This is a genomic window from candidate division KSB1 bacterium (assembly GCA_034506335.1).
Taxonomy (GTDB): Bacteria; Zhuqueibacterota; Zhuqueibacteria; order JANLFK01; family Oleimicrobiaceae; genus Oleimicrobium.
This window is the reverse complement of record JAPDPR010000028.1, coordinates 18,219-43,599: the sequence shown is the minus strand read 5'-3', so window position 1 is coordinate 43,599 and position 25,381 is coordinate 18,219. Positions and strand designations below refer to the sequence as shown.

At 58.7% G+C, this 25,381-nt stretch carries 23 protein-coding genes; 19 read left to right on the top strand and 4 right to left on the bottom strand.

The genetic code is table 11. The annotated features are described in order from the left end of the window. Window positions 1-266 precede the first annotated feature (266 nt). The 5 genes from ONB25_09440 (at window position 267) to ONB25_09420 (ending at window position 4,999) form a co-directional block, all read left to right on the top strand. Entirely contained in the window at window positions 267-1,787 is a 1,521-nt protein-coding gene (locus ONB25_09440) for a hypothetical protein (GenBank protein MDZ7393100.1), read from the top strand. A gap of 118 nt (window positions 1,788-1,905) precedes the next feature. Next, on the top strand, window positions 1,906-2,529 hold the full coding sequence (locus ONB25_09435; protein ID MDZ7393099.1) for a deoxynucleoside kinase: 624 nt from the start codon (window positions 1,906-1,908) through the stop codon (window positions 2,527-2,529). A 21-nt stretch (window positions 2,530-2,550) separates the two neighbouring features. Next, window positions 2,551-3,282, top strand: coding sequence for an MBL fold metallo-hydrolase (locus ONB25_09430; protein ID MDZ7393098.1), 732 nt, complete (start codon window positions 2,551-2,553; stop codon window positions 3,280-3,282). A gap of 5 nt (window positions 3,283-3,287) precedes the next feature. Further along, window positions 3,288-4,094 (top strand): SAM-dependent chlorinase/fluorinase, encoded by an 807-nt coding sequence (locus tag ONB25_09425; GenBank protein ID MDZ7393097.1) that lies wholly within the window; start codon window positions 3,288-3,290, stop codon window positions 4,092-4,094. Between the two features lie 8 nt (window positions 4,095-4,102). Continuing rightward, the gene (locus tag ONB25_09420) at window positions 4,103-4,999 is read left to right on the top strand and encodes a site-2 protease family protein (GenBank protein MDZ7393096.1); all 897 of its coding nucleotides are present in this window, start codon (window positions 4,103-4,105) and stop codon (window positions 4,997-4,999) included. A 21-nt stretch (window positions 5,000-5,020) separates the two neighbouring features. Here the strand turns inward: ONB25_09420 and ONB25_09415 are convergent, their stop codons facing one another. Next, the gene (locus tag ONB25_09415) at window positions 5,021-6,712 is read right to left on the bottom strand and encodes an amidohydrolase (GenBank protein MDZ7393095.1); all 1,692 of its coding nucleotides are present in this window, start codon (window positions 6,710-6,712) and stop codon (window positions 5,021-5,023) included. Window positions 6,713-7,365: 653 nt separating this feature from the next. On the opposite strand from ONB25_09415, the gene ONB25_09410 reads away from it, so the two are divergent. The 13 genes from ONB25_09410 (at window position 7,366) to ONB25_09350 (ending at window position 20,074) form a co-directional block, all read left to right on the top strand. Beyond that, entirely contained in the window at window positions 7,366-8,337 is a 972-nt protein-coding gene (locus ONB25_09410; GenBank protein ID MDZ7393094.1) for a carbohydrate kinase, read from the top strand. A gap of 59 nt (window positions 8,338-8,396) precedes the next feature. Further along, entirely contained in the window at window positions 8,397-9,065 is a 669-nt protein-coding gene (locus ONB25_09405) for a hypothetical protein (protein MDZ7393093.1), read from the top strand. Between the two features lie 36 nt (window positions 9,066-9,101). After that, the gene (locus ONB25_09400; GenBank protein ID MDZ7393092.1) at window positions 9,102-10,409 is read left to right on the top strand and encodes an aminotransferase class V-fold PLP-dependent enzyme; all 1,308 of its coding nucleotides are present in this window, start codon (window positions 9,102-9,104) and stop codon (window positions 10,407-10,409) included. 40 nt (window positions 10,410-10,449) lie between these two features. After that, window positions 10,450-11,937: an MATE family efflux transporter gene (locus ONB25_09395; GenBank protein MDZ7393091.1), complete on the top strand. Its 1,488-nt coding sequence runs from the start codon at window positions 10,450-10,452 to the stop codon at window positions 11,935-11,937. A gap of 56 nt (window positions 11,938-11,993) precedes the next feature. Next, on the top strand, window positions 11,994-12,689 hold the full coding sequence (locus tag ONB25_09390) for a hypothetical protein (protein ID MDZ7393090.1): 696 nt from the start codon (window positions 11,994-11,996) through the stop codon (window positions 12,687-12,689). Between the two features lie 25 nt (window positions 12,690-12,714). Next, on the top strand, window positions 12,715-13,332 hold the full coding sequence (locus tag ONB25_09385) for an NUDIX domain-containing protein (GenBank protein MDZ7393089.1): 618 nt from the start codon (window positions 12,715-12,717) through the stop codon (window positions 13,330-13,332). Window positions 13,333-13,976: 644 nt separating this feature from the next. Beyond that, complete coding sequence (locus ONB25_09380) at window positions 13,977-14,177, top strand: zinc ribbon domain-containing protein (GenBank protein ID MDZ7393088.1); 201 nt, start codon at window positions 13,977-13,979, stop codon at window positions 14,175-14,177. A gap of 380 nt (window positions 14,178-14,557) precedes the next feature. Continuing rightward, complete coding sequence (locus ONB25_09375) at window positions 14,558-15,310, top strand: HAD family hydrolase (protein MDZ7393087.1); 753 nt, start codon at window positions 14,558-14,560, stop codon at window positions 15,308-15,310. After that, the gene (locus ONB25_09370) at window positions 15,307-16,899 is read left to right on the top strand and encodes a transglutaminase (protein ID MDZ7393086.1); all 1,593 of its coding nucleotides are present in this window, start codon (window positions 15,307-15,309) and stop codon (window positions 16,897-16,899) included. Before ONB25_09375 ends, ONB25_09370 begins: the two co-directional genes overlap by 4 nt. A gap of 37 nt (window positions 16,900-16,936) precedes the next feature. Next, the gene (thiC, locus tag ONB25_09365; protein ID MDZ7393085.1) at window positions 16,937-18,226 is read left to right on the top strand and encodes a phosphomethylpyrimidine synthase ThiC; all 1,290 of its coding nucleotides are present in this window, start codon (window positions 16,937-16,939) and stop codon (window positions 18,224-18,226) included. A gap of 6 nt (window positions 18,227-18,232) precedes the next feature. Continuing rightward, entirely contained in the window at window positions 18,233-18,787 is a 555-nt protein-coding gene (locus tag ONB25_09360; protein ID MDZ7393084.1) for a phosphatase PAP2 family protein, read from the top strand. 369 nt (window positions 18,788-19,156) lie between these two features. Continuing rightward, window positions 19,157-19,744, top strand: coding sequence for a septal ring lytic transglycosylase RlpA family protein (locus ONB25_09355; GenBank protein ID MDZ7393083.1), 588 nt, complete (start codon window positions 19,157-19,159; stop codon window positions 19,742-19,744). Window positions 19,745-19,873: 129 nt separating this feature from the next. Continuing rightward, on the top strand, window positions 19,874-20,074 hold the full coding sequence (locus ONB25_09350; GenBank protein ID MDZ7393082.1) for a cold-shock protein: 201 nt from the start codon (window positions 19,874-19,876) through the stop codon (window positions 20,072-20,074). Between the two features lie 93 nt (window positions 20,075-20,167). On the opposite strand, the gene ONB25_09345 is transcribed toward ONB25_09350, so the two are convergent. Genes ONB25_09345 through ONB25_09335 form a run of 3 tightly spaced genes read right to left on the bottom strand, consistent with a single transcriptional unit; the run spans window position 20,168 to window position 22,315 of the window. Then, window positions 20,168-20,893, bottom strand: a complete 726-nt coding sequence (locus ONB25_09345; protein MDZ7393081.1) for a nucleotidyltransferase family protein — start codon at window positions 20,891-20,893, stop codon at window positions 20,168-20,170. Beyond that, the gene (locus ONB25_09340; GenBank protein MDZ7393080.1) at window positions 20,890-21,297 is read right to left on the bottom strand and encodes a hypothetical protein; all 408 of its coding nucleotides are present in this window, start codon (window positions 21,295-21,297) and stop codon (window positions 20,890-20,892) included. Before ONB25_09340 ends, ONB25_09345 begins: the two co-directional genes overlap by 4 nt. Before the next feature lies 1 nt (window position 21,298). Then, window positions 21,299-22,315: a phosphotransferase gene (locus ONB25_09335; GenBank protein MDZ7393079.1), complete on the bottom strand. Its 1,017-nt coding sequence runs from the start codon at window positions 22,313-22,315 to the stop codon at window positions 21,299-21,301. Between the two features lie 647 nt (window positions 22,316-22,962). Here ONB25_09335 and ONB25_09330 point away from each other — a divergent pair. Beyond that, window positions 22,963-25,380: a phospholipase D-like domain-containing protein gene (locus tag ONB25_09330; GenBank protein MDZ7393078.1), complete on the top strand. Its 2,418-nt coding sequence runs from the start codon at window positions 22,963-22,965 to the stop codon at window positions 25,378-25,380. Window position 25,381 lies beyond the last annotated feature (1 nt).

Sequence of the window (25,381 nt, the reverse complement as noted above, 5' to 3'; positions counted from 1 at the left end):
CCTGGGTGCGGATGGTGAAGCCAGCTATTCGTCCACTGTCGCTGTGGAACACACCCCGCCCAAGGACTTCACCTTAGATGCTTGCTTTCCCAATCCAACATCTGGGATTCTTTATGTGCCGTTTGCCCTCCCTGCCAAAGACTCTGATACGCTCGGTGCGCAGCAGACACTACTTACCGTATATGACATACGCGGACGTTTGGTGCGAACTGTTCTGAATAAGGTTTTGCCACCCGGCTCCTACATCGCCCCCTGGGACGGTCGGGATGAAGCCGGAAGTGCGGCGCCCAGTGGGGTATACCTTGTTGTGCTGCGTCGGGGTGAAGAAAGTCGTTCTCGGCGCCTGGCGCTTATCCGATGAACAGGACCCCGGAGTGCGTGATCGTTCTGTTTTCCTTTTCTTGACCGTTGGCTTTGCCCTGTTCTACACTGTGCAAGTGCCGCTCTCCACGTCCAGCGCCGACGTGGTCGCGTTTGTGTTGCGGTCGAATGCCGCGAGCCCCATCCTCAGACATGCATACCTGGACGCCCGCACGTTGCAGGGGGCAGAACCGCTACCTAACTACCACCTAGCTCATACCTGCGCTCTTTGGCTAACATACAAGTGTGCCCCGGGGTGGCTCAGACACACGGCGGCTCCTGCGGGGTTCTTCTCCGCGTTCTGTGGCGGTTTGGTAGTCGGGCTCACGTATCTCATTTGGGTACGGCTGAGCCTGTGCCGAAGAGAGGCCATAGCAGCGGCGTGCGTCGCAGGACTTATTCCGAGTTTGTGGTACCACAGCCTTATTGGGGAGGTGTACGTCCCGCAACTTGCGTGCGTCATGTTAGTTGTCGTGTTCTTTCTTTACTCTCGCCCGCTCTTGGCTGGAATAGCGTTTTTGTTGGCCACGTTAGTTTCGCCTTTGGCCGCCCTTTGTTTCCCCCTGGTGCTGCTGAGAGGCTGGGACAAGAAGGCGCTGAGGGATGCGATTGTCGCGGGGGCAGTGGCACTGGCGGGGTATGTTGGTACCCACTGGGCCGTAGGTAACAACCCCCTGGGTTTTCTCCGTGGCCTTGCGCAGGAGGCTGTGGCAAAGTCGGTTCCTTATAAGCTCCTCTCCCTGACTGGTATTGTAGCCCTCAATCTACACGTTATGCTTTTTCTCTTACTCAAGGGCTTCCGCGCGTGGAGCGGTCAAAACAAGGCTTCTTTCCTCGTGCTCCTTGTGGTAGTCGTGCTTCACCTGCTGTTGCCTCTGGTCAGCGCTGATTTCTTGGTGGACAAAGGGTGCTTCTTGTTGCCTGTCTTCTGGGCTGTTTCTATGCCCATCGGGCTGGCTCTTGTTTGTCCAGGCAGAAAGTGGTGGCAGACGCTGGGTGTGCTCGTGGTCACCGTGACAATCACGGAGGCGGCCTGGTTCCTGCCCAGCCAGCACTTCGCAAAGGCCACGGAGGAAGTAGGCCTGCTGCTTCGTGCTCGCTTTGGGCAACACATAAAGGTAATGGGCGACTGGGGGACCGCACTTCCAATTGTGGCCACTGTGAATGGATGGGACTATGAGAGGGTAGCCACCCACTACTACGACGTGCCAACCCCTGGAGCGGCTGACCTTCTCGCCACCGGCCAGGATTCTTTGCTCGTAGCAGTAGGCAGGAAGCCGGCTCTCCGCCGGATAGCAGGCAAGGTACCTCTTCCGGGTTTCCGCGTGCAGGACCACGTGCCGCACGTTCCGTCCGAGGCAGGCACACTTGAAAAGCTTTTCGCTGGTGAGAACTTTGACATCTATCTTTGGACAGCCCCGCATTAGACCTTGCGTTCTTCCTACCGAGCGTCCCTCCGCACAGATTACCGCTTGACATTTACCCGGAATTGGGTTATCTTTGTGCCAGGAAGCAGGTGACGGCGTTTTGCGCAGGGAAATCCGGATGCCGAAGAAACATTTCGTGGCGGTGGCAGGCAACATTGGCGTGGGAAAGACCACGCTTACCAGACTGATCGCTGAGCACTTCGGATGGCAGCCATTCTTCGAGCGCGTGATTGACAACCCTTACCTCAGCGACTTTTATGCTGACATGAGCCGCTGGAGTTTCAACCTCCAGGTCTACTTCTTGTCCAAACGATTCATGGACCAGAAACTGATCAGCGAGAGCCCGGTCTCCTGCGTGCAGGACCGGTCCATCTACGAAGACGCGGAGATTTTTGCCTACATCCTCTACAAGCAAGGGCACATGGAGCAGCGCGACTATGACAACTACCGTGAGCTCTTCTACTGCATGACCAGCTATCTCCGCAAGCCGGACCTGATTGTCTACCTGCGTGCCTCCACCTGGACCCTTATCTCGCGCATTCGTCGCCGCGGACGGGATTTCGAGAAGGGTATTACTCCGGAATATCTCCACGAGCTCAACCTGGCTTATGAGCGCTGGATCAAGAACGCGAGCAAGGAGATGAATGTTCTGACGGTGGAAGCCGACGAATTTGAGTTTGAGCATGACCTTGCCCGCAGAAAGGACCTCTTTGATCAGATCAGGGCTTTTTGCCCTGAATAACAGCCCAGGAGGGTGTGAGCCATGATCAAGGGAGTCTACCTTGTGCTTTGGGTGTGCGCGGTCTTTCAAGCACAGCAGCCACGGCCCGCGCCGGACGTTGCCGCGTTTGTTCACTGGTACGGCCATGCGTCCTTTCGTCTCCAGGACGGCGACTCACAGATCTACATTGACCCCTGGAAAGTGCCAGCAAATGCTCCTTTGGCAGACATAGTTTTGGTTACGCACAGCCACTTCGATCACTATGCGCCCGGCACGATAGCACGCCTGGTGAAGGGTAATACGCGTTTGATTGCGCCGCCAGATGTGATCGCCCAAGCGCAAAAAACGCGTGACCTGGACGCACTGCGACAAAAGCGTGAAAGCCTGATACCCATTTCACCAGGGGACACTGTTTCTATAGGGGGCATCCAGATCGTCGCTGTGCCTGCCTACAATGTGGGCAAGGAGTTTCACAAGAGGGAAAACCGGTGGGTGGGGTATGTGGTCCGGCTGCAGAGGGGAGAGGTGGTCTATCATGCCGGGGACACCGACTTTATCCCCGAGATGAGAGGCATTCACCCCGATGTGGCCCTGTTGCCCATTGGGGGTACCTACACTATGGGCGCCGAGGAAGCGGCAAAGGCGGTGGAGGCCATGCGGCCGCGGGTAGTTGTGCCGATGCACTATGGGGATATCGTGGGCGGGCCGAAGGACGTGGAACTCTTGCGCCAACGCGTGGGCGAGCGTATGGTGGCTTTGACTATCGAGAAGTAGCGCACATGGCCATTGGCAACGGAGATGCCAAGGAACCCAGCGGCATTGTCACCCTGCTCACCGATTTTGGCACCGTGGACGCCTTCGTGGGGGTGATGAAAGGCGTCATCCTTGGCATCAATCCTGAGGCGAGGCTGGTCGACCTCACGCACGAGATTCCCGCTCACGATGTGGAGGCGGCCGCGTTTGTCCTGCAGATGGCCTATCCCTACTTCCCACACGGTACAGTTCACCTGGTCGTGGTGGACCCTGGTGTGGGCAGCAGGCGGCGTGCCATTGCCGTGCAGGCTGGGGCTCATCTGTTCGTGGCCCCGGACAATGGGGTGCTGAGCTGGGTGCTGGCGCGGGAAAGCCGGTGGGAGGCGGTGCTCATAGAACGCCAAGACCTGTTTTTGCCGGAGGTAAGCGCCACCTTTCATGGACGTGACGTCTTTGCCCCAGTTGCGGGGCACTTGTCACGCGGACTTGCACTTCGCGAGCTGGGCCCCGCGATACCAGAGCTGGTCCGTACAAAAGTCCCCCAACCCAGCGTGGAAGGTACCTGCGCCCGGGGGGAGATTGTCTATTTTGACCGTTTCGGCAACGCCGTCACTAACCTCCCCAGGCACCTGGTACCCCCGCATGCCGATCTGACTATTGCAGTGGGCAGCTTTAGGATACAAGGACTCGTGTCCTGCTATGACGAGGGGACGGAGGGGATGCCCATGGCGTTGTGGGGGAGCGCCGGCTATTTGGAGCTGGCGTTGCGTCGGGACAACCTGCGCGCGCGCCTTGGACTGGTGAAGGGCCAGAAAGTCTATCTTCAGTGGTGAGCAAGGTGATGAGCTACCCAGAATGGGTTGACAGCTTCCCAGAGTATTCGCAACGTCCCTTTCCGGCGTCTCGGCCGAGTTGGCGGGCGCGTCTTCTTGGGCGCTTGACCCCGCGTCGACGCCCGACGCTAAACATCGTGCTGTTTGCGGCAACCGTTCTGTCCACGCTCCTTGTGGGAGGAGCAGTGTACTGCTTATCCATCATGAGCATTTTGCTTGCGCATGAGATGGGTCACTACCTCATGTGTCGCCGGCACCGCGTGAACGCCACCCTGCCGTATTTTATCCCATTCCCCTTTCCCATGCTCAATCCGTTCGGTACCTTGGGGGCAGTGATTCGCATGGATGCGCGCATGCCCGACCGGAGGGCGCTGTTGGACGTCGCCGTGGCCGGCCCACTTGCCGGGCTCGCTATTGCGCTTCCCGTCATGTTTTTTGGTCTGCAAAACTCTCAGTTGGTCCCAAAGGGAGAGGTGGGGCCCTCGGTGCTGTACCTGGGCGAGTCGCTGCTGTTCAAGCTGGTTGCCAGACTCGCGGTACCCGGATTGAGCCCGGATATGGACATCATGCTGGGCCCGATGGCGTTTGCCGGCTGGGCAGGACTGTTCGTGACCTCGCTCAATCTCCTTCCGATCGGACAACTCGACGGCGGACACGTGCTCTACGCGCTCTTTGGGCAAAGGGCACAGCGTGCCTATATCTTTTTGCTGATTGCGTTTGGCATCGTAACGGTAAAATGGTATCCGGGCTGGGCCCTCCTCCTGGTGTTGCTCATTGTCTTCGGCTTTCGCCATCCGGTACCCCTAGACCCGTTTCTCCCGCTTGACGCGCGGCGCAGGGCCGTAGGCTACGCGATGCTGGTGATCTTCATGGTTTCCTTCACGCCGGTACCTTTCAGGATTTGATGGGACCTTGGGGCTGGTCCCTTATTGCGCCCTGAAAACCACCTTTCCGCCCACCACCGTCATCAACACCCGCGCTTGGAAGATCTCTTCCGGCGGGATGCGCGTGATGTCGCGGTCCAGTATGACAAAATCGGCGAGCTTGCCCGGCTCGATACTCCCCTTGAGTCCTTCCTCGAACGAAGCGTAGGCCGCTTGCACCGTGTAGGCACGGAGCGCCTCCTCGACGGTGATCTTCTGTTCCGGGATCCATCCGTCCGGGTTCTTCCCGTCGATGGTGCGCCGGGTGACCGCTGCGTAAATGCCCAGCAGTGGCGAGGGGGGTGCCACGTACCAGTCGCTGCCGAAAACTACCCGTGCGCCCTGATCATGCAGGGAGCGGAAGGCGTATGTGGTCTTGCAGCGCTGTGGCCCGATGACTCCCTCGGCCCATCTGCCATCATCAATGGCGTGGTAGGGTTGCATGCTGGCAATGACGCCCAGTTGTGAGAAGCGGGGGATGTCACACGGTCGCAGATGTTGGGCGTGCTCGATGCGGAAGCGGCGATCACGTGGCCCACGCTCCGCCACCACTCGCGCATAGATATCCAGCAACAGAGCATTTGCCCGGTCACCAATGGCGTGGACCGCCACCTGCAGGCCGGCAGAGTCAGCCTGGCTGATCCAGCGGTAGAGGTCCTCCGGCGTGTTCACCAACAGCCCGGAGTCCGTTGGGGCGTCGCTATAGGGTTCGAAGAAGGCGGCGGTGTGCGAGCCCAGCGAACCATCCACAAAGCCTTTGAGCATGCCGATGCGCAGCCACTCGTCGCCACGACCGCCCTGGCGCACGCGTGCAGCCAGCTGACTCGCGCTTGCCAAAGGGACGGCCGCGTAGATGCGGGTGAGCAGGCTTCCGGTTGCATGGGCGTGCTCGAAGACCTCCAGGTCCTCCCAGGTCCCCATCTGGTGCACCGTTGTCACACCTTGACTTGCCACGTATTCCATTGCCGCCACGAGGGCGCGCTCCTTTTGCCTCAGGTCCGGACTCGGCACCATCCGGTCGATGAGGCCCATGGCATTGTCCTTGAAGATGCCTGTGGGGTTCCCCTCGGCGTCCCGTACGATGGTGCCACCCTCGACATCTGGAGTAGCGGCATGTATGCCGGCTATCTGCATTGCCAGTCGGTTGGCCAGGGCCATGTGGCCATCCAAGCGACTTACCCACACCGGATTGCGCGAGGAGACCGAGTCGATCCATTCGTGCGTGGGGAGCCGCCCTCCCCACAGCGCATGGTCCCAGTCACCGCCCGTGATCCAAACCCCCGGTCCTACCTCCTCTGCGTATGCCTTGATGCGGTGGATAAACTCGGCGGGAGTAGCTGCGTCTCGGAGCTGTACTGAAGAAAGGTGGAACCCGCCTTCAAGAAAGTGTACATGGCAGTCTATAAAACCCGGAACGACCAAGTTCCCCTGTGCGTCAATGATCTCACTGGAGGGACATGCCAGAGCTAAGACGCGCTCTGTGGTTCCCACCGCCGCGATGCGATCCCCGGCTACCGCCAGGGCCTCCGCCCACGGTACGGCCGTGCACCCGGTCCACACCCGGGCGTTTTTGACGACCACGGTAATCGCAGCACGTTTTTGTTTTGGCCCTTGGCAACCCGCGGCAAGCAGCACTCCCAGAATAGGAACGACGAAAGCTGTGGAGGCCCTTCGCATATGTGCGTGACAGCTCATGGATACGTACCTCCTCCGCGCAAGTCCACACGATGCACTGCTCATTTTACGAAATGGGGGCGACATAGTCAAGGAGAAAACGCGCAGGAGCCTCTGAGCTCAAACATTGTGCCTTTAGTGGAGTTTCCGCGCGGTCGGAAAGAAACTCTGGGCTGGTCGCTGCTTCTCGAGGCAGAGCAATCATCGGGGAGTTGGAAGTGCAGGCGTGTCGGCCACGGCGGCGCGCAGGTCGAGAGGCGCACCAACGAGAACAGCGCGGGTCCCCGAGTACGTACGCCCGTAGCAGGGGAGGTGAGCGGGCCTGGCTAGTGCCACAAGCGACGATGCCCTTTGTTCTCCAGGCAGTAGAGGCTGCCCAGGCGGGCGGGTTTCCTCGCGTACCGAGAGGCGCATAGCGTAGCGAGAAGGGCTTTGCGCAGGGCAGGCACGGTCACATGGGAGCCTTTCGTCTCCGATGCGCGCAAGGCCATTCGACTCTCAGCCACCAACATGGAATGATGAATTTTGACCATCCTGTTGGCAGGTGGCAAAATGCTTGCAAATGGGGGACAAATTTATTACTTTTGCATGCGTCAGGCCTGGGGGAAGCCACACGGGAATAGCATCGGTAGCAAGGAAGAGGAAGGAGCGAATGACAGCATACGGGGGTAACCGTGGGTAAGAAGCAAACTCAGCGACGGGGTGCACCGGCGAGGAAGCTCATTGTCGGCATAGGCGAGGTGTTATGGGATCTCTACGGGGACGAGAAGTTTCCGGGGGGAGCACCTGCTAATTTTGCTTACCATGTGCACCACCTGGGACACGACGCCTACATTATCAGCCGCGTGGGGCGCGATAGCTCTGGGGACGAATTGCTGGACCGGCTCTCCATGGCTGGTCTGGAGACGAGGTGGATCCAGCGGGATGTGAATCACCCTACCGGTACGGTAAAGGTGAGCCTGGACCGTCAGGGGGTCCCGAGGTTTCACTGTTCAGATGATGTGGCGTTTGACTATCTCGAACCGGCTCCTCAATGGCAAACGCTGTACGGTCTTGTTGACGCCGTCCTCTTTGGCACCCTGGCGCAGCGCAACGAGCAGAGCAGGAATGCGATTCGGGAGTTCCTCAGTCAGTGCACAAAGGCGTTGCGCGTGTATGATGTGAACATCCGGGGTTGGGATGAGATGACCCGCCGCTTGGTGCTCGACTCCATGCCTTTGGCCGACGTGCTCAAGCTCAATGATGAAGAACGTCATCTACTGAGCGAGGCTTTTGGCTTTGACGACAGCCAACCAGCGCTTTTTCTCCGCTTCCTGGCAGAAGAGTTCGACCTCCAGGTGGTGGCCCTCACCCTGGGGCATGAAGGATGCGTGCTGGCGAATAGGACCGAGGTGGTCTATGAGCCAGGGTTGGTGGTCGAGGTTGAGGACACCACCGGGGCAGGAGACGCGTTTGCCGCAGGCCTGGTGGTGAAGCTTCTGGAAGGTGCACACCTGCGGGAGATCGCGCGGTTCGCCAATGCCCTGGGCGCCCTGGTCGCCACGCGAAGAGGTGCCACTCCGGGATGGAACCTGACCGAATTGCGCCGGTTCAGTACCTCCATACCCAGTCGGGCATGGTCCCCACTCTATTTGCAATTCGCTTAGAAACCGAGCAGAAAGGAGCGAAACACGCGAATCGGCTGGAACACACTGGTGAGGTGCCCATGAGACGCAGCAGTCTTGTGCCGGCCGGGTTGCTCATACTGAGTCTTGGTGTAGTTATTCTCCTGGTCCATTACTTGCGAACCTTTGAGAAGCAGGCGGCCCTGCGTAGCCAGGAACCCTCTGTTCCCTCTGGATCAGTGGTGGAGGTGCGCGGGCAGTACTTTTACGACACTATTGACGGACTGAGTTTCAAGGTACCACCGGAAGGGTGGCAGATGCAGCTCCTGCGCAGACCAGATAGTCTGCCACCAGAGAATCCGGCGCGTACTGTGCTCAACAACGTAGTGCCGCTGGTGGTCGCTCACAAGTCCACCGCCGGAGACACGCTTGCCGCTGTTACTGTGGGAGTTCTCTGGCAGACAATCCCCCGTGATGCTTATGATTGCGCGGTTCGGGCTCTTGGGGAGTTGATAGCGGAGTATGAGCGAGGCCATGGCCGGGTACGATTGCTCAAGGAGGTGACTGTCACCGGAAAAGGGACAAATGCGGGCGCCTACTTCATGGTGGTGTTGCCGGAAAAGGCGAGGGAAAGCATGCCCGTCTGGGTGGTGAGCGTCTCGGTTCGCGACTCCCTTGCCTGTTTTTTCCTCGCAAAGACGAGCGAAGTTGCCTATCCCGCGGTGCGGTCAGATATCGAACGGATTGTGGAGAGTTTCCGCTGGCTCTAGGTCAACGCCGGCATCAAAGTAGCGGAGGCTGAAGTGATGGTGGTGCTTACCCATGCTGAGACGCGACGTTCCTTCTTGCGCAAGATACTTGCAGGGGGCGCAGCGGCCTCCTTTGCTCTTCCCCTACGCAGAGTTGCGGGCTCCTGGCGCAATGCCCCGGATGCCTCTACTTTTCCTGGAGCCGGGGGTCCTGGAGACGAGGACTATTGGGCGGTGGTGAGACAGGCGTTCCCGCTTACCACCGAGCGTACTTACTTCAACAACGGTGGTCTCGGCCCTTCGCCCCGCGTGGTGCTGGAGGCTTATCGCGACGCGAGCCTGCGCTTGGAGCGAATCTGCGAGACTGGCCACGAAGAGATCGCGGCCGTGCGTGCGAAGGCAGCGGCATTCTTGGGGTGCGAGCCCAGCGAGGTTGCGTTCACCCGCAACACGACTGAGGGAATGAACATCGTGGCGTGGGGACTGCCTCTGCGGAGGGGGGACGAGGTCCTAATGAGCACCCACGAGCACCCCGGTGGGGCAATCCCCTGGCTGGCTGTCGCTAAGGCGAAGGGGGTGGTGGTCCGCCTCTTTGAGCCGGCTATGAGCCGGGAAGAAAACCTTCGGGTGATCGAGCGAAGCCTTACGCGCAAGACCAGGGTAGTGTCCATTAGCCACATCACTTGCACGACCGGTCTGCTCTTCCCAGTGAGGGAGATCGCGGCGTTATGTCACCAACGAGGTATCTGGCTGGTGGTGGATGGCGCGCACCCCCCCGGAATGATCCCGGTCGACCTCCACGCATGCGAGTGCGATTTCTACGCCTCTTCGGGACACAAGTGGCTTTTGGGCCCAAAGGGTACCGGCTTGCTGTACATTCGCAAGGATATGTTTGACGTCTGGAAGCCCACGTATGTGGGAGCCTATTCAGATGCAAAGTACGATCTTGACACGCTGACGTTGGAATATCGGCGTGAGGCCGAGCTCACCGAATACGGAACCCGCAATACCCCTCTGATCCTGGCATTGGGTGCAGCCTTCGATTTTCTCTCAACCATTGGTATGCCCCGGGTGGCAGCGCGCGGCCGTTTCTTGGCGGGAATCCTGAAGCGAGAATTGGGGGACATGCCTGAAGTAGAAGTTCTCACCCCGGCTGAGCCAGAATCGTCTGCCTCAATCGTCACCTTCCGCCCACGCCACATGAAGAGCGCCACCCTCCTTGATGCCCTTACTAAGGAAGGTTTTCGCGTGCGCTCGGTCGGCGAGCACCGCCTTGACGCTATTCGCGTGTCCGCGCACGTCTACACCAGCGTCGAGGAAGTGCAACGCTTCTGCGCCACCGTACGAAAGCTGATCGCTGGTTAGGTCCAGATTGCCGCCTGTGGGAGAGAGGAACGAAATCGGAGTGACCAGGAAAGTAGGAGGGATAAGCCGGAGGTGGAGAGCCCCGGGCGGCTATGAAGAGCTGCTGCGCGTGGGAGTGCCGCTCATCATCAGCACCGGGTTCTGGAGTATCCAGCAGTTTGTGGACCGCATGTTCCTTTCCTGGTACTCCCCCGAGGCGGTGGCGGCGGCCTCGCCAGCAGGGCTGGTGTCCTGGACGATTGCCAGCATTTTCGTGGGCACCGCAAGCTACGTCAACACGTTTGTCGCCCAATACTATGGCGCGAAGCAGTACCATCGAATTGGTGCCTCTGTCTGGCAAGGTGCCTACCTGAGCCTGGTGGCAGTGGTCGTCGGGGTAGGAGCCTTCTATGTGGCGCGTCCACTTTTCACACTGCTCGGGCACCCACCGGAAGTGGTGCGTTTGGAGATCGACTACTTCGGTGTCCTCTCGCTGGGGATGTTCGCTCCGGTGCTGGGATCGGCCCTTTCAAGTTTCTTTAGCGGAAGAGGCCAGACTTGGGTGGTCATGTGGGTGAACGCCGTAGCTACCTTGGCAAACGTGGGCCTGGATTACTGTCTCATCTTCGGTAAGCTGGGATTCCCGCGGCTGGGAATCACCGGCGCGGCCGTGGCCACCGTTCTGTCCGGCATCGTCGCCGTCGCCGTGTACGCAGTGCTTTTCTTGCGGCCTGGATACGATGAGCTGTTTCACACCCTCAAGGGGTGGCGGTTTGACCCGGAGCTGTGCTCGCGTTTGTTGCGCTATGGACTACCCAGCGGACTGCACTTCCTGCTGGACATTCTCGGTTTCACGGTGTTCGTAATCCTGACGGGTAGACTCGGCACATCTGAACTGGCAGCCACAAACATCGCTTTCAACATCAACTCGCTTGCCTTCTTGCCCCTTTACGGCATCGGTATCGCTGTATCCATCCTGGTGGGGCAGTGGCTCGGCGCCGAGAAGGTGGAGCTGGCAGAGCGGAGCGCATGGTCCGGATTCCATGTGAGCGCGCTTTATATGTCGCTATTTGCTGCCGGCTACCTGCTGTTTCCGCGCGTGTTTTTGTGGCCATTTGTTGCCCGTGCGAACGCCGCGAGTATGCAGCCGGTGCTGGATACGACGGTGGTGCTCTTGCGCTTTGTGGCGGCTTACTCGCTCTTCGATGCCCTCAACATCGTGTTCGGCTCCGCCATCAAAGGGGCGGGCGATACTCGTTATGTCATGCTGGTGAATGTGGCGCTCTCTTGGCTGGTCATGGTCATCCCAAGCTATGTTGCTGTCAAGTTTCTTGCCAAGGGACTGCACACCATGTGGACGGCGGCGACGATATACATCATGCTCGTGGGTTTGGCGTTTCTGTTTCGCTTCATGGGCGGCAAGTGGAAGTCGATGCGAGTAATCGAAGTGGCCCATGCAGATTCGGTACGGGTACCTGAGTGCTGTCACGCACCTGAGGGGGTGCTTGGACCAGTATTCGGGCAAAATGACCGTGTAGCCAAGAATTGAGAAATGCCTAACCCAGAATTCTCGTACGCAGAGAGTGTGCCTATTCTCAATGAGCCATGAGGAAGAAGCTGATTGTAGTTTCCGGTCCATCGGGGGTGGGGAAGACGCCATTGCTCAAGGCGCTTCATGTCAACTACCCGCACATTGCGGTGCGCAGTCCCCTCCTTTACCTTAGCCGTGCGCCAAGGCCTGGGGAAAGAGACGGGGTAGATTTTCATTTTCGTTCGGAACAGGAGATTAGGGCCTTACCTCCAGAGCGCTTCCTGGTGGGAAAGGGGAGGGTTGTGTGGCAAGCGGTCGACATGGAGGAAGTGCGTGAGATCTTGGCTACGGCCTCCCTGGTGGTGACAGAAATCTATCCGACGTTGGGGCGTCTGCTCCTGTCGCACCCGGTAGTACTGGAGCATGCGCGTGAGTTCGAGGTGCGCACTGTGTTGTTGTCTCCCCTATGCCCGGAGGAATTGCAAGCGCTTAGGCGAGCGTTCGGTAATGAGCAGGAGGCTGTGGCGGCAGTGATGCTGCAGAAGTTGGTGGGTCGCTCTCTTCAACAGGGTAAAGTAATCACGCTTGCCGAGCTGGATGACCTGCGTGCGCGCGCCCTCAAGGCATACGAGGAGCTGGAGATGGCGCGCGACTATACCGACGTAATCGTGAACCATGACGGGGAGGACTCGGCGAACTGGCGTTTCACTCCGCCGGTGGGCGATGCGGGACGCACTCTCCGCCGCTTTGTGGATATTATCTGCGAATAGAAACCATCCCAGACACGAGACCAACATGAACCGGCTTATCGTAGTGGTGCCCCGCGAAGAACTCTTTCGGGAATTTGAGTTTCAAGGCTTTTTGCCGGCTGACAAGCATGACTTTGAAGCAGTGGTGCGTCGCCACATGACGTATGTGCGCCGTGGGCTTGCCGAGAAGGACCCCTCTCTCAAGCAGCCCATCGCCTACTGCCTTATTGTCAATCCTGAGAAGAGGAAGGTGTTTGCCTACCGGCGGTCCACGCGAAGCCAGGACTACCAGGAGCAGAGGCTGCAGGGGAAATGGTCCTGGGGCGTCGGTGGACACATCGAAAAACATGATGGCGTGGACGATCCGGTGCGCGCGAGCATGCTGCGCGAACTGTGCGAGGAAGTGGAGTTACCGGACGAACCGGAAGTTGATGTGCTCGGCTATATCAATGACGACAGCAATCCAGTGGGCCAGGTCCATTTCGGTATCTTGTACAAGATCGCTACTTCCGCGGGCAACGTGGTCCCGCGAGGGTCAGAAATGGCATGGGGTGGTTTCGTTGACCTTGCCCGCTTAGAGGAAATCTTGGCTTCGCCGGAGTGCGAGGTGGAAACCTGGTCTCAAATCGCGATGCCTGCCTTACGGAACCTCCTGGCCCCGTAAGTGCCCTGGTAGGCAGACCATTCCTTTCTCACCGTGGAGGGTGACCTACTGGGCCCTAGATGCCTGTTCTACCGCTTTGAGCAGTGGGCTTGCCCCTGAGGAGCTGGGGTAATGCCAGGGAGGGTGAAGGTTGTCCCCGTGCTGACGGGCGAGTGGCTTTTGAGAGGGCAGCCGCGCTCAGCTCTGCCGCGGGAAACTGTTACGTTTCTCGCGGTAAGAGAGGTCCCCCTCGCGGCCGCCCAGTGGTGATTCTATGCGGTCGGGTGTGCAGTGGCCAGCCAGCGCAAGTTCATGGCCTTGGGCCAGACTAAGTTTGGGGCTTGTTGAAACATTTCTCGCGCCCTTGCATCAAAGCATCGGTGTTTATGAAGGGACTTGGCGCCCACCGACGGGGGGAGATGACGGAGACGCAGTAAGCGAGAGGGCGAGGCGAGCGGAGGAGTGCGAAAGAAAATGGACATCGTGTGGTTGATCCTAATCGGCCTGGCGTATGTGGTGTTGATGCGCTTTGTGCTGCCACGTTTGGGCGTGCCCACGTGAATGAGCAGTGTTTGTGGCGTTCCGGCGGAACGTTCCAGAAACACAGAGGAAACGCAGAAGATACTGCCTGGCCAGGACGAGTCAGTTGATAGAGGGAGGTAGTGGTGCCGATCTACGAATACAAGTGCAGCAGTTGCGGTCATGTTTTTGACGTCTTACAGAAGGTCGGAGAAACTGGGGAGCACTTGAGGTGCCCTCGCTGCGGAGCGGAGAGGCCGACGCGCATGCTTTCCTCATTCGCACCGAGTGCGCAGAGTGCGAGTTCTGGCGCCAGCAGTTGTGCTCCACGCGGCGGGTTTTCGTGAGGGGGGTGATTGGTAGCCGTGTGCTACCTGGGGCGTACCACGCATCCGTCCAACATACATCCCCTTAAGCGGTAGTGCACCGCAGGTATGCTCTTCTCGCATGAGGGGCCGTCCTACAAGCTCGCTGCGCTCCCCCATGGCCCTTTAGGGGCGAGGGAACGCCGCGGAAACTTCTCAGGAAAGGCCTTGATTTTTACCCCCAAGTTGCTTACTTTCAACTCCAGCGCGCTCATCGAGACTGCTGGCCAACCCCTGCAGTGTGCTCCGGCCCAGGCTGAGGCCAGCGGGAAGCACAGGGTTATCATCCACAGCCCTGCCAGGGAGCACAGCAAAGCCATATCTGGCGCAGCACCAGGCAGTCCAACTCTGGGGAGGGACGTATGCCCATCAAGGCTGTTCTGTTTGACGTGGGGGACACACTGGTCTACGAGCATGAGGACTGGCGCGAGTTGGAGCGCGAGGGGGTCGAGCGGTTGTTGCTGATTCTACACGGCCACGGCGTGACGCTTGAGGAAGACCGCCTGCAGGAGGTATTACTCCGCATCCGCGAGCAGAACTTTGTCCGGGCGCGGGAATCAGGCAAGGAAGTGACCGCGGCTGAAAGCATTGCCACGGCTCTCAAAGAGCTGGGGGCTAGGGGAGTAAGCCGAGAACTGATAAGTCGCTGCGTGGAGGCCTACTTCCACCCAGAAGAAGAGCGCAGCCGACTTTTGCCTGGCGTTGAAGAGGGGTTGCGGACTCTTGCGCACCGTGGGTTCCAGCTGGGCGTAGTGTCAAACGCCACGTCGGCACTGGCGGTGCGCAGAATTTTGGAGATGCACGGGATTCTACACTGGTTTCGTGCCTGTATCGTATCGGCAGAAGTGGGATATCGCAAGCCACGGCGGGAAATTTTCCAGCTGGCCCTCTCTGGCGTGGGTGCCAAAGCAAGCGAAGCCGTGTTTGTGGGCGACCGACCGGATATCGACATCAAGGGCGCCCACGACGCAGGGCTGCGCACCATCATGCTCAAGGCCGTAAAGCAAACGCCATTGACGGAAGCTGCCCACGCGGACTGGGTGGCCTCGAGTTTTGCCGAGGCGGTGGAAGTTCTGATCAAGGAAACCGAAAAGCAGGGAGACCAAGCGAGATGAGAAAATGGCTCTTTCTGGTCCTGACAGGCTTGGCTGTTGGTGGCCAGACGGTAGCGGCAGAAGTGGGACAGGTGCTAAACTCTTTCCCAACGCCAGGGCCATGTCCCACAGGGCTTACTTGGGACGGCAAATACTTGTGGCTCGCCGATCGGAAGACGGACACTATTTACAAACTCACTGCGGAGGGCAAGCAGATCGGATCTATTCCGTCACCGGGCTTCTGGCCGATGGGGTTGGCCTTTGATGGTACTTACCTGTGGAACGTAGACCTCGGTGAGAAGAAACTCTACAAGGTTGATCCGCGTGATGGAGCGATCCTCGCTGCCCTAGACGCCCCCGGTCCATCCCCAGCCGGAATCGCCTGGGACGGTAAACACCTGTGGCTGAGCGATAACAGGGAAGACAAGGTGAGCAAGATTAGCACGGAAGATGGCACCGCTATCGTCTCATTTACCGCTCCATCGGGGGAGTCCCAGGGGCTGGCGTTCGATGGCACCTATCTGTGGCTTGCAGATCGGTCGCAAGATGAGCTCTACATGATTGCGCCGGACAATGGCTACGTGCTCTGGGTGGTCAAGAGCCCGGGGCACTTCCCGACTGGCCTGGCTTGGGACGGGGCGCACCTGTGGTGCGCGGACTTTGAATCGGACCGGGTGTTTCGAATTGCAGTTGATGGCGAGCAGTACATCGCCCGAACAAACGAACGGCATGCACAGATTGAGTACACGCACCAAGTGCGCAATTATGGCCCTGGCAGGCTGAAGACGGCAGATGTGTACGTAGCACTGCCTCACGACCGGGACTCGCAAACCATCGACGGCGCAGCGGAGTTTGCGCCCAAGCCGACAGGGTTTGTCGCGGACCGCTGGCAGCAGCGCTGTGCCCACTTTCACTACGACAACGTGCCTCCTGCCTCCACCAAGACCTTGACCATGACACTCAAAGCGCGCGTTTACGAGGTCTTCTACTACATCCGCCCGGAAAGAGTGGGGAGCCTGGAGGAAGTTCCGGCCGAGATCAAGGCAAAGTATTTGGCGGACGGAACGAAGTACTGCCTCCAAGACCCCTTGATTCAGAGCTCCGCACGGGAGGCGGTCGGGGATGAGAAGAACCCGTACTGGATTGCCCGCAAGATCTACCACTGGCTGATGGGAAAGATGTCCTATGAACTTGCCGGCGGGTGGAACGTAGCACCGGAGGTGCTGCGGCGTGGAAACGGCTCATGCTCTGAGTACAGTTTCGTCTACATTGCCCTGTGTCGCGCCGCAGGGTTACCTGCACGGTATGTGGGTTCTGTCGTAGTCCGGGGCGATGACGCCAGCATGGACGACGTGTTCCATCGTTGGGTGGAGGTCTACCTGCCGAGGTACGGGTGGGTACCAGTGGACCCCAGTGGTGGTGACCAGGACTCGCCGCGCGCGCAAGCCCTCTATTTCGGGCATCTGGCCAATCGCTTCCTGATTACCACCGAGGGCGGGGGCGACTCTGAGTTTCTCGGCTGGACGTACAACTCGGCAGAGGGGTGGACCGCAGAGCCAAAGTGCAAAGTGGTCGTGGAGAATTTTGCCGATTGGAGCCCGGTGAAATAAACAAAAGGGGCTTTTTGACCATAAGGACAGTGTGCCTATGACGCAGATTTGTGAAGCGAGAAAGGGGAACATCACCCCGGAAGTGCGCGCGGTGGCAGCGCAGGAGAGAATTGAGCCAGAGCTCTTGGCGTCGCGCGTTGCTGCAGGAGAAGTGGTTATCCTCAAGAACCGGCTCCACTCTATTGAAAAGGTGTGTGGCGTGGGTAAAGGGTTACGTACCAAGGTGAACGCCAACATCGGCACTTCCTCTGATATCGCGGATATAGGTTTGGAGGTGGAAAAGGCAAAGGTGGCCGTGGCTGCGGGGGCAGATACCATCATGGATCTGAGCAGCGCTGGCGACCTGGACCGTATTCGCCAAGCGGTGATGGATGCGGCTCCTGTGCCCATTGGAACGGTTCCCATCTATCAGGCGGCTATCGAGTGCGCCGCGCGCAAAGGGGGTATCGTTCACATGACCGTCGACGACCTGTTTGCAGTGCTGCAAAGGCAGGCAGAGCAGGGTGTAGATTTTTTCACCGTCCACTGCGGCGTGACTTTGAGCGCATTGGAACGGCTGCGCAAAGAAGGAAGGGTGACCGATGTCGTGAGTCGCGGCGGCAGCTTCCATATCACCTGGATGGTGGCGAACGAGCGTGAGAACCCGTTGTACGAACAGTTTGATCGTCTGCTTGAAATTGCCAAACGCTACGACATCACCCTAAGTCTGGGGGACGGCTTCAGGCCTGGCTCGTTGGCCGATGCCACAGATCGCGCCCAGGTGCAGGAGCTCATTACCTTGGGGGAATTGGCCAAGACTGCCTGGGATGAAGGAGTGCAGGTGATGATTGAGGGACCTGGTCACCTGCCACTGCGCGAGGTTGAGGCAAATGTGCTCTTGGAGAAAAAGCTCTGCCATGGTGCGCCATTCTACGTACTGGGACCCCTTGTCACTGATGTGGCCCCGGGGTACGACCATATAGTGTCCGCCATCGGCGGCGCCATTGCTGCTGCAGCGGGGGCCGACTTTCTTTGCTATGTGACTGCTGGAGAGCACTTGCGCCTGCCCACCGTGCAAGACGTACGGGATGGGGTCATTGTCACGCGCATAGCCGCACACGTGGCCGACCTGGCCAAGGGGATTCCAGGTGCAGAGGAGTGGGACTTGGCCATGGCACGCGCGCGGAAGGCCTTGGACTGGGAACGCCAGATTGCCCTGGCGATCGACCCGGTGATTGCTCGCCGGGCCCGCGAAGAGGCACCCCCTGAGCAAAACGACGTATGCACCATGTGCGGCGAATACTGCGCACTGAAATTGGTCACGGAGACCCTAGGCCACAAGGACTGACCGACGATGCAGGCCTGGACCTTCCGACTCGATGCCGCACTGTTTTCTCTCATCAACCAAACACTCGCCAACCCGCAATTCGATGTCCTCATGCCTTTCCTTACGGACATTGACAACTGGAGGCTGATTATCGCGCTGGCTCTTCTGGCGCTGTGCCTCTTTGGTGGGAGGAAAGGACGTCTCGCCACTCTTTTGCTGGTAGTGACGGTGACTATGACTGACCAGACGAGCAGTCACCTGCTCAAGCCTCTTGTGGAAAGGACTAGGCCCTGCCACGTGCTCCCCAACGTGCGCTTGCTGGTGGGTTGTTCAGGCGCATTTTCTTTTCCCTCCTCTCATGCAGCAAATCTCTTTGGAGCCGCGTGGTTGTTGTGGCGCTTTTATCGCCCCCTGTGGCCGCTGTTTTTTCTTCTGGCCTCCTTCGTTTCGTATTCGCGCGTCTATGTGGGCGTGCACTACCCCTCGGATGTCCTCGCGGGAGCGGTGCTTGGCATCCTGTGCGCATGCACCGTCGAGGCGGTCTCTAGGTCTCTAATCCTTCGCTACACAAAGCTCGGCTAACGAGAGGCGGCACATGTGCAGACGCTTGTCGCCGGGAGCCGGGGGCCCCTCCGATGAGTGGAGGTTCGCGTTTTATCCTTCTCCTCAACATATCGTCGTCGCAATTCAGAGCTTTTCAATATGTTGATATTTTAGCTTGACATTTTGTTTGGAATTCGCTATATTTCAGCAAAGCATGGAGGAAACGAGGGCCGATTGTGGCTAGGTGTGCGAGTTGCTGAGGAACTCAAGGTAGGGCACGCCGACGATTGATGGACAACAAAGGGGAAGGGGGATGTCTCCGGTTGCGCAGGGGAGACACGCAACGAACTGGGATCAACTGGTGGTGAGGGCGAAAGCCCGTGGTGGAAGACGTGTGGGGTGGATCCCATGATGAGAGTGCAAGAGAGGGTGGCCAAGAGCAGACGTCGCCTCATTGTAGGTGTGGGGTGCATCCTGACCCTCGTCGTGTGGGCGTGTACGCCTGCGCCGCGCACAGGGTATCGATCGGAGGGACGTCCGTACCGGGGGGGCCTCTTTGATGGAGGCCCACGAAGGCACAGGGTGTTGACTGGTTACTGCTCCTACATGGGCAAGGAGCAGCAAGGGGAGCAGATGGCCAATGGGGGGCGCTACGACCCCTACGAAATGACCGCCGCACATTTGCGACTTCCGTTTGGCACGGTTGTCAAGGTGACCAACACCAAGAACGGGCGTTCGGTGCGGGTGGTTATTGCGGATAGGGGCCCTTTTAAGGCCAATCGAGTCATCGATGTCTCCTACGGCGCCGCCTACAGATTGGGCATGCTCAATGACGGCGTCGTTCCCGTGACCTTGGAGGTGATAGGAGACATGCGCGACCCAAACGTAATGCCGGATGAGCCCCTGGTCGAGGCACCGAGCGGGAAGGCAGAATGGTTAGGACGAGCAGTCCAAGGCTTTGAGCGTCTGGTCGATTGGGTGTTGAACAAGAACTGAAGTTGCCTGGGGCGTTGCTCCACACCGCCATTGGGCTCCGGTGGCAATAAGGACCAAACTTTAGAGGAGAACACGCTTTTGCTCTTCAGGAACTTGCTGAGGCGGACATTCCATAGGAGCGAGCACCGTATGGAAAAGGGCAAGGTGAAGTGGTTCAGCAAAACCAAAGGCTACGGTTTCATAACCCGTGAGGGCGGAGGGGACGTCTTCGTGCACTACAAAGCGATCGTGGGCGAGGGGTTCCGGGCGCTCGAGAAGGATCAAGAGGTCACTTTCGAGATCGAGGAGGGACCCAAAGGACCGCAAGCCGCCAACGTGCGGGTCGTGTAGCTGGCTTTGCTCTTGGCAGACGGTCTCAGCCACGCTGGGACCGTCTGCTGTTTAGGGAGTACGATGATTGCTCTGCCGCCTTCCTTCGGCAAGTCACCACCAGGCGATCACACTACCAGAGCGAAATGCACGCTCTGCATCTGCTAGCGCCTCTCTGCTTCCCACGTCCCACCAGTGAGCATTCCCAATATCATATGCCACAATCTCGTGGTCGGCGCACAGGCGTATCTCCGCGTCGATCAGGGAAAAAGGCGGAGTTTCAGACAAGAGGGGCAGCATTCCGGGCGAGATTACTTGGATGCCGCTATATCCCATCGACCGCACTCCTCCGTCTGGAACTCGATTAAGGGCGTGTCCCATCCTGCCGCAGAGCAAACCTTTGTTGTCTATGGCCAGAGGCCTGGAGGTGGGACGCACCTGGACTGCCAGTGTTGCCAAGGCACCGCGGGTACGGTGGTAATTCAGAAGGGCCACGAGGTCTATGTCAGCCACGATGTCCACATTGTGAAGGAAAAAGGGTTCCGGGCCGGCAAAAAAACGAGCCACTTTTTGCAGCCCACCCCCGGTGCCGAGGATCAGCGGCTCCCGCGAGAACTCGACGTGAACCCCAAAGCCACTGTGTCCTTCTACGTATTCCACCACCTTTTCGGCAAAATGGTGCACGTTGATGACGATTTGGTCCACGCCTGCCTGAACAAGCTTGCGTATGACGATCTGAATCAGAGGGGTACCACAAAGTTCAACCAGTGCTTTAGGGCGCTGGTCGGTGAGAGGGCGGAGGCGTGTGCCCAAACCAGCGGCGAGGATCATGGCCTTCATGTTTGCCCCTGCCCAAGTGCCAGGTGCTGGACGGCCACCTGCACGCCCCGCTGTCGCAAGTGCTCAGCTAAGGACTCGGCGCAGTACACCGAGCGGTGTTGCCCACCGGTACAACCAAACGCCACCATTAGGTGCTCGAATTCGCGGGCCGTGTAGCTGGCAACAGCCATGTCCACAATCGCGAAGACGTGCGCAAGGAAGGAATGCACATCTTTGCAGGCCTCTAAGTAGGCCTTCACCTCGCGATCCAGCCCGTTCAAGCTGGCGAATGCGGGATCCCGGCCAGGATTGGGCAGCAGACGACAATCAAACACAAACCCGCCGCCATGGCCGTGCGGATCCGCGGGTATGCCGTTGCGGAAGTAACTGAAGCTGACGATAGTCACTGTCAATCCGCCTGCCATCTCACATGCCCCGTAGCTCCGGGTCGCTGACGAGTCCTTCGCAGACTTTCCGCAACTCGGGAAGCTGCGCCAAAATGGGCAAATCCTTCTCCAGGAGGATCTCCAAGTTTCGAATGGCAAAGGGCACGCTCTTAAAGAAATGCTTCTTCCCCTTGACCACACTGAGATAGCCGTACGCGCCGAAGGCCTGCATCATTCTAATGAGCACAAACCCGTAGAAGTAGTGGACGAAGCGCTGAGGGTCCACCTTTTCGTATTGCTGAACCTTATCCAGGTAGTGAGCCAATAGCTCCATCCGCGTGGTCTCAGGAACATTGGCTTTGGCATCATAGAGAAGCGAAGCCACGTCGTATTGGAGCGCTCCTCGCCTCCCGGACTGGTAGTCTATGTAGTAGGGTTTCCCCTCCACAACCATAATGTTGCGCGATTGAAAATCTCTGTACATGAAATACTTGCGGGGCTCCTCGAGAAGAAACACACGCAGTCGACGAAAGTCCTCCTCCAGCTTGGTAAAGTCCAATGGGCCTTTGTAAAAGACCTCAAGGAACCGATGGCGGAAATAGTGGAGGTCCCACGCCATCGATTCTTCGCCGAACTCACGGTGTTGGTGGCAGAGATCATAATCGATGCTGGCGCCTGCGACGATCTGAAACAAGGGGAGGTCCTCAAGCACCTTGCGGTACATGTCCACAATGCGCGGCGAGAATCCCTCTTTTTCGCGCAGGGCGACCATCCAGTCGAACAGAGTCCAGTCCCCGAGGTCTTCTTCCAGGTAGACTCCCCGCGAGAGATCCTCCGCATAGATTGCGGGCACGCGGAGCCCATGTCGCGCAAAATGGCGGCTGAACTCCAGGAAGGCTACGTTGAGTGCGTGGTCCTCGCTCCAGATGCCGATCACTGTTCGTTCCTCGTCCGCGAGGCGAAAGATGTGCCGATCAGAGCCGTCCCCTTTCAATTGGACAATGGAGGATGGCTCATGTCCATAGGTTTTTTGAAAAAGTCGGGCAAGCTGCTCCATATGCACCGCGGGTTTCATTCATTGCAAAGCAAAACCGTGCGAAATCTATGCATTTCTCCCCAAGAATCAAAGTGCTTTTTCGGCAGGTGCAGGGAAGTTTTCTACGGGAGACTTCTTTGGCTCTGGTGAGCGCCCTGTCGGTTACGGAAGGCGCGAATAGGCCGGCACTGCTTTACGGGGCCCAACCACTTTGACTTGCGCTGAACTTGGCACGGAGAGGCCTCCCGACAATGTGCTTGACAAAGAGCCGAGATATCCGTATATTTGCACCGAAAACGTGAGAGGCCCTCGCGTTGCTGATGCTGCTCAAGGATGCGTGTGGTGGGTGGACCAAGAGCCTTCGCTGAAATTCTTCGCATTCCCTTCGTTGCCAGCGCACATGTATTGGACGGCAAGATGTTCGGTAAGATGAGGTTCCGTTCTTGTGGGTCCTATCCTGAGCTGAGAACCGTCATATCAGCATGTCCCTACAACTCACCAAGGGTAGCCCAACAGGAGCGGCGCCTGCTGGGGCGCTGCGTGGCTGATGACTGTTCAGAGAGGTGCCTCGGTTCAGCTTGGCAGTGGCACGGGCGAACCATGCGCCAGCTTCATTGCCGGTCTATGGACGGGTCGGCGGGGGGTTGGTGAGAAAGGAGGAGCACTCTGTGGGGCGCACGAAAGGGCAGGCGCGATGGATTGTGGGCTTGTGTGCCGTGTTTGTGCTAGCACCGTGTGCACGGCTGTTCGGCCAGGTCGTTCCCATCATTGAGCTCCACCGCAATGACCAGCTTGGAATGCCCAAGGCTCCGTACACGGAGGGCACCCAGGTTACCGTGACGGGAATTGCTACCGTGGGGACGGGTACTTACGGGAGCAATCTTGAGATTTTTGTGCAGGACCCCACAGGGGGGGTGTGCGTATTTGGTCACAGCGACCCCACGCGCATCAACCTCGGCGACAGCATCACCGTGACCGGGGTGATAAAGTCCTACTACGGGTTGGTGGAGGTGTACGGATACCCCAGCAATCCACTGCGGATAACCCTACATGGCTCCGGTTATCCTGTGCCAGAGCCGCTGGTGCTCACCTGCGCGCAAGTTGCTAATTCCTTTTTGCCAGATGGGAGCGAACCTTACGAGGGGCGACTGATTCGTGTCAACAGCGTGACCTACACCCAAACCGGCACGTATGGAGGGCTGTTGCGCGATGCCACTGGCACGTGTGACCTCTTCATTGATAAGGACACCGGCATACCGCATCCCAGTGGGGTCTTTGACGTCGTGGGAATACTGAAACAGTACGACCAAACCTCTCCTTTTACCTCCGGGTACGAGGTTTCTCCTCGCTACCGTGAGGACATCATCAGCCGTAGCGGGCCGCAAATTGTGTGGGGGCCCATGGAGGCGGACATCGACCCAGATGCAGTCACAATCGTGTGGGACACAGACACACCGGCCACGAGCCTGGTGAGGTTTGGCAGGACCACCGGATACGAGCTGGGCAGCGTGGGTGATAGTACGCTGGTGCTGCACCATGCGGTTAGGCTTAGCGGCCTCTCACCAGCGACCTTCTACCACAGCCGCATCCTATCCACGAATGCGGTGGGCACCACGCAGGGTGAGGACCTGCTTTTCAGCACAGCGTCGCCACCAGAGTGCTCGGGGGAGATCGTAGTCTACTTCACGAAGAGCATCAACCCGGCTTACGCCACAGGGACGGTCGCGCACGGCGAGGTGGATGTGGCGCAAAGGCTCGCAGACCGAATCAACGCGGCACGTTACTCCATCGATTTCTGTTTCTACAATCTCACCCATACTCTTGTCTCGCAGGCTCTGGTGGCCGCCAAGGCTCGGGGGGTGAGTGTGAGGGTGATCACCGAACGGGACAATCTGAGCAACCAGATAGCCGACCTGGTGGCAGCGGGCATTCCGGTCATCGATGACACCTTTGGCAGCAACGATGGCACAGGTTACATGCACAACAAGTTCGCCGTGTTCGATTACCGGAATACTACAAGCGCGGCGGACGATTGGGTGTGGACCGGATCATACAATGCCAGTTACGCCGGTGTGAGCAACAATGCAGAGAACGTGCTAGTCATTCAAGATCAAGCCCTGGCCGCATGCTATACTGTGGAGTTCAATGAGATGTGGGGCAGCGAAAACGAGACTCCGGACCCAGCCACAGCACGTTTTGGCGCCCGCAAGGAAGAGAATACACCTCACCGCTTCGCCATCGGTGGCAGGCTCGTAGAACAGTACATGAGCCCCTCCGACCGGACGACCGGCAAGATCATTCGTGCGTTGAACACCGCGCAGACCTCGATCTACTTCTGCATCTACTCCTTTACGCGGTATGACGTGGCCTCGGCGATGAGGGACAAGTGGTACTACGTGCCTGGCTTCAAGCTGAAGGGGGTGTTCGACAGCGCCGAGGCCCGCGATGCCTCTTCCCAATTCGGGAACATGGCAGGAACGGGCTCCTCGCCTTGGTCTCCGAAGGCCGACGTGTGGATCGACCTGGAGGCGGGTCTTTTGCATCACAAGTACGCCATAGTGGACGTTTACGCGGTGGAGAGCGACCCCCTCGTGGTCACCGGTTCGCACAACTGGACCACTAGTGCCGAGACCATAAACGACGAGAATACCCTCATCATCCATGATGCGGATATTGCCAACCAATTCCTTCAAGAGTTTGCGCAGCGTTACCGCGCGGCTGGTGGCCGCGACGATCTACGCACCCAGGTAGAACCAACTCTTACCTCAGAGCGCGTGCCGCGCGAGCAAGGATACGCGCTGTCTTCCTTCTACCCCAATCCTTTCAGTCAGAGTACACATGTGACGGTGAGCATTCCTAGGCAGGTAAGTGCAGCCGGACGTTCGGGCGAAACTCATGTCGCTGTCTACGATGTGCGGGGAAGAGAGATCGCCGTGCTTCATCGAGGGCCTCTTCCGGCTGGAGAGCACTCCTTCCATTGGGACGGCGTCGACGGTGCAGGGCGCAGGGTGGGCCCGGGGGTCTACTTTTGCGTGCTGGAAGCTGAGGGCGCCCGCGTGGTGCAAAAGGTGAGCCTTTTGCGGTGAG

What these genes read in the sequence shown, in the direction of transcription:
- ONB25_09440 (MDZ7393100.1), top strand. Translation starts at nt 267, where the DNA reads ATGAAGCCGGAAGTGCGGCGCCCAGTGGGGTATACCTTGTTGTGCTGC.
- ONB25_09435 (MDZ7393099.1), top strand. Translation starts at nt 1,906, where the DNA reads ATGCCGAAGAAACATTTCGTGGCGGTGGCAGGCAACATTGGCGTGGGA.
- ONB25_09430 (MDZ7393098.1), top strand. Translation starts at nt 2,551, where the DNA reads ATGATCAAGGGAGTCTACCTTGTGCTTTGGGTGTGCGCGGTCTTTCAA.
- ONB25_09425 (MDZ7393097.1), top strand. Translation starts at nt 3,288, where the DNA reads ATGGCCATTGGCAACGGAGATGCCAAGGAACCCAGCGGCATTGTCACC.
- ONB25_09420 (MDZ7393096.1), top strand. Translation starts at nt 4,103, where the DNA reads ATGAGCTACCCAGAATGGGTTGACAGCTTCCCAGAGTATTCGCAACGT.
- ONB25_09415 (MDZ7393095.1), bottom strand. Translation starts at nt 6,712, where the DNA reads ATGAGCTGTCACGCACATATGCGAAGGGCCTCCACAGCTTTCGTCGTT.
- ONB25_09405 (MDZ7393093.1), top strand. Translation starts at nt 8,397, where the DNA reads ATGAGACGCAGCAGTCTTGTGCCGGCCGGGTTGCTCATACTGAGTCTT.
- ONB25_09400 (MDZ7393092.1), top strand. Translation starts at nt 9,102, where the DNA reads ATGGTGGTGCTTACCCATGCTGAGACGCGACGTTCCTTCTTGCGCAAG.
- ONB25_09390 (MDZ7393090.1), top strand. Translation starts at nt 11,994, where the DNA reads ATGAGGAAGAAGCTGATTGTAGTTTCCGGTCCATCGGGGGTGGGGAAG.
- ONB25_09385 (MDZ7393089.1), top strand. Translation starts at nt 12,715, where the DNA reads ATGAACCGGCTTATCGTAGTGGTGCCCCGCGAAGAACTCTTTCGGGAA.
- ONB25_09375 (MDZ7393087.1), top strand. Translation starts at nt 14,558, where the DNA reads ATGCCCATCAAGGCTGTTCTGTTTGACGTGGGGGACACACTGGTCTAC.
- ONB25_09370 (MDZ7393086.1), top strand. Translation starts at nt 15,307, where the DNA reads ATGAGAAAATGGCTCTTTCTGGTCCTGACAGGCTTGGCTGTTGGTGGC.
- thiC (MDZ7393085.1), top strand. Translation starts at nt 16,937, where the DNA reads ATGACGCAGATTTGTGAAGCGAGAAAGGGGAACATCACCCCGGAAGTG.
- ONB25_09360 (MDZ7393084.1), top strand. Translation starts at nt 18,233, where the DNA reads ATGCAGGCCTGGACCTTCCGACTCGATGCCGCACTGTTTTCTCTCATC.
- ONB25_09355 (MDZ7393083.1), top strand. Translation starts at nt 19,157, where the DNA reads ATGATGAGAGTGCAAGAGAGGGTGGCCAAGAGCAGACGTCGCCTCATT.
- ONB25_09350 (MDZ7393082.1), top strand. Translation starts at nt 19,874, where the DNA reads ATGGAAAAGGGCAAGGTGAAGTGGTTCAGCAAAACCAAAGGCTACGGT.
- ONB25_09345 (MDZ7393081.1), bottom strand. Translation starts at nt 20,893, where the DNA reads ATGAAGGCCATGATCCTCGCCGCTGGTTTGGGCACACGCCTCCGCCCT.
- ONB25_09340 (MDZ7393080.1), bottom strand. Translation starts at nt 21,297, where the DNA reads ATGGCAGGCGGATTGACAGTGACTATCGTCAGCTTCAGTTACTTCCGC.
- ONB25_09335 (MDZ7393079.1), bottom strand. Translation starts at nt 22,315, where the DNA reads ATGGAGCAGCTTGCCCGACTTTTTCAAAAAACCTATGGACATGAGCCA.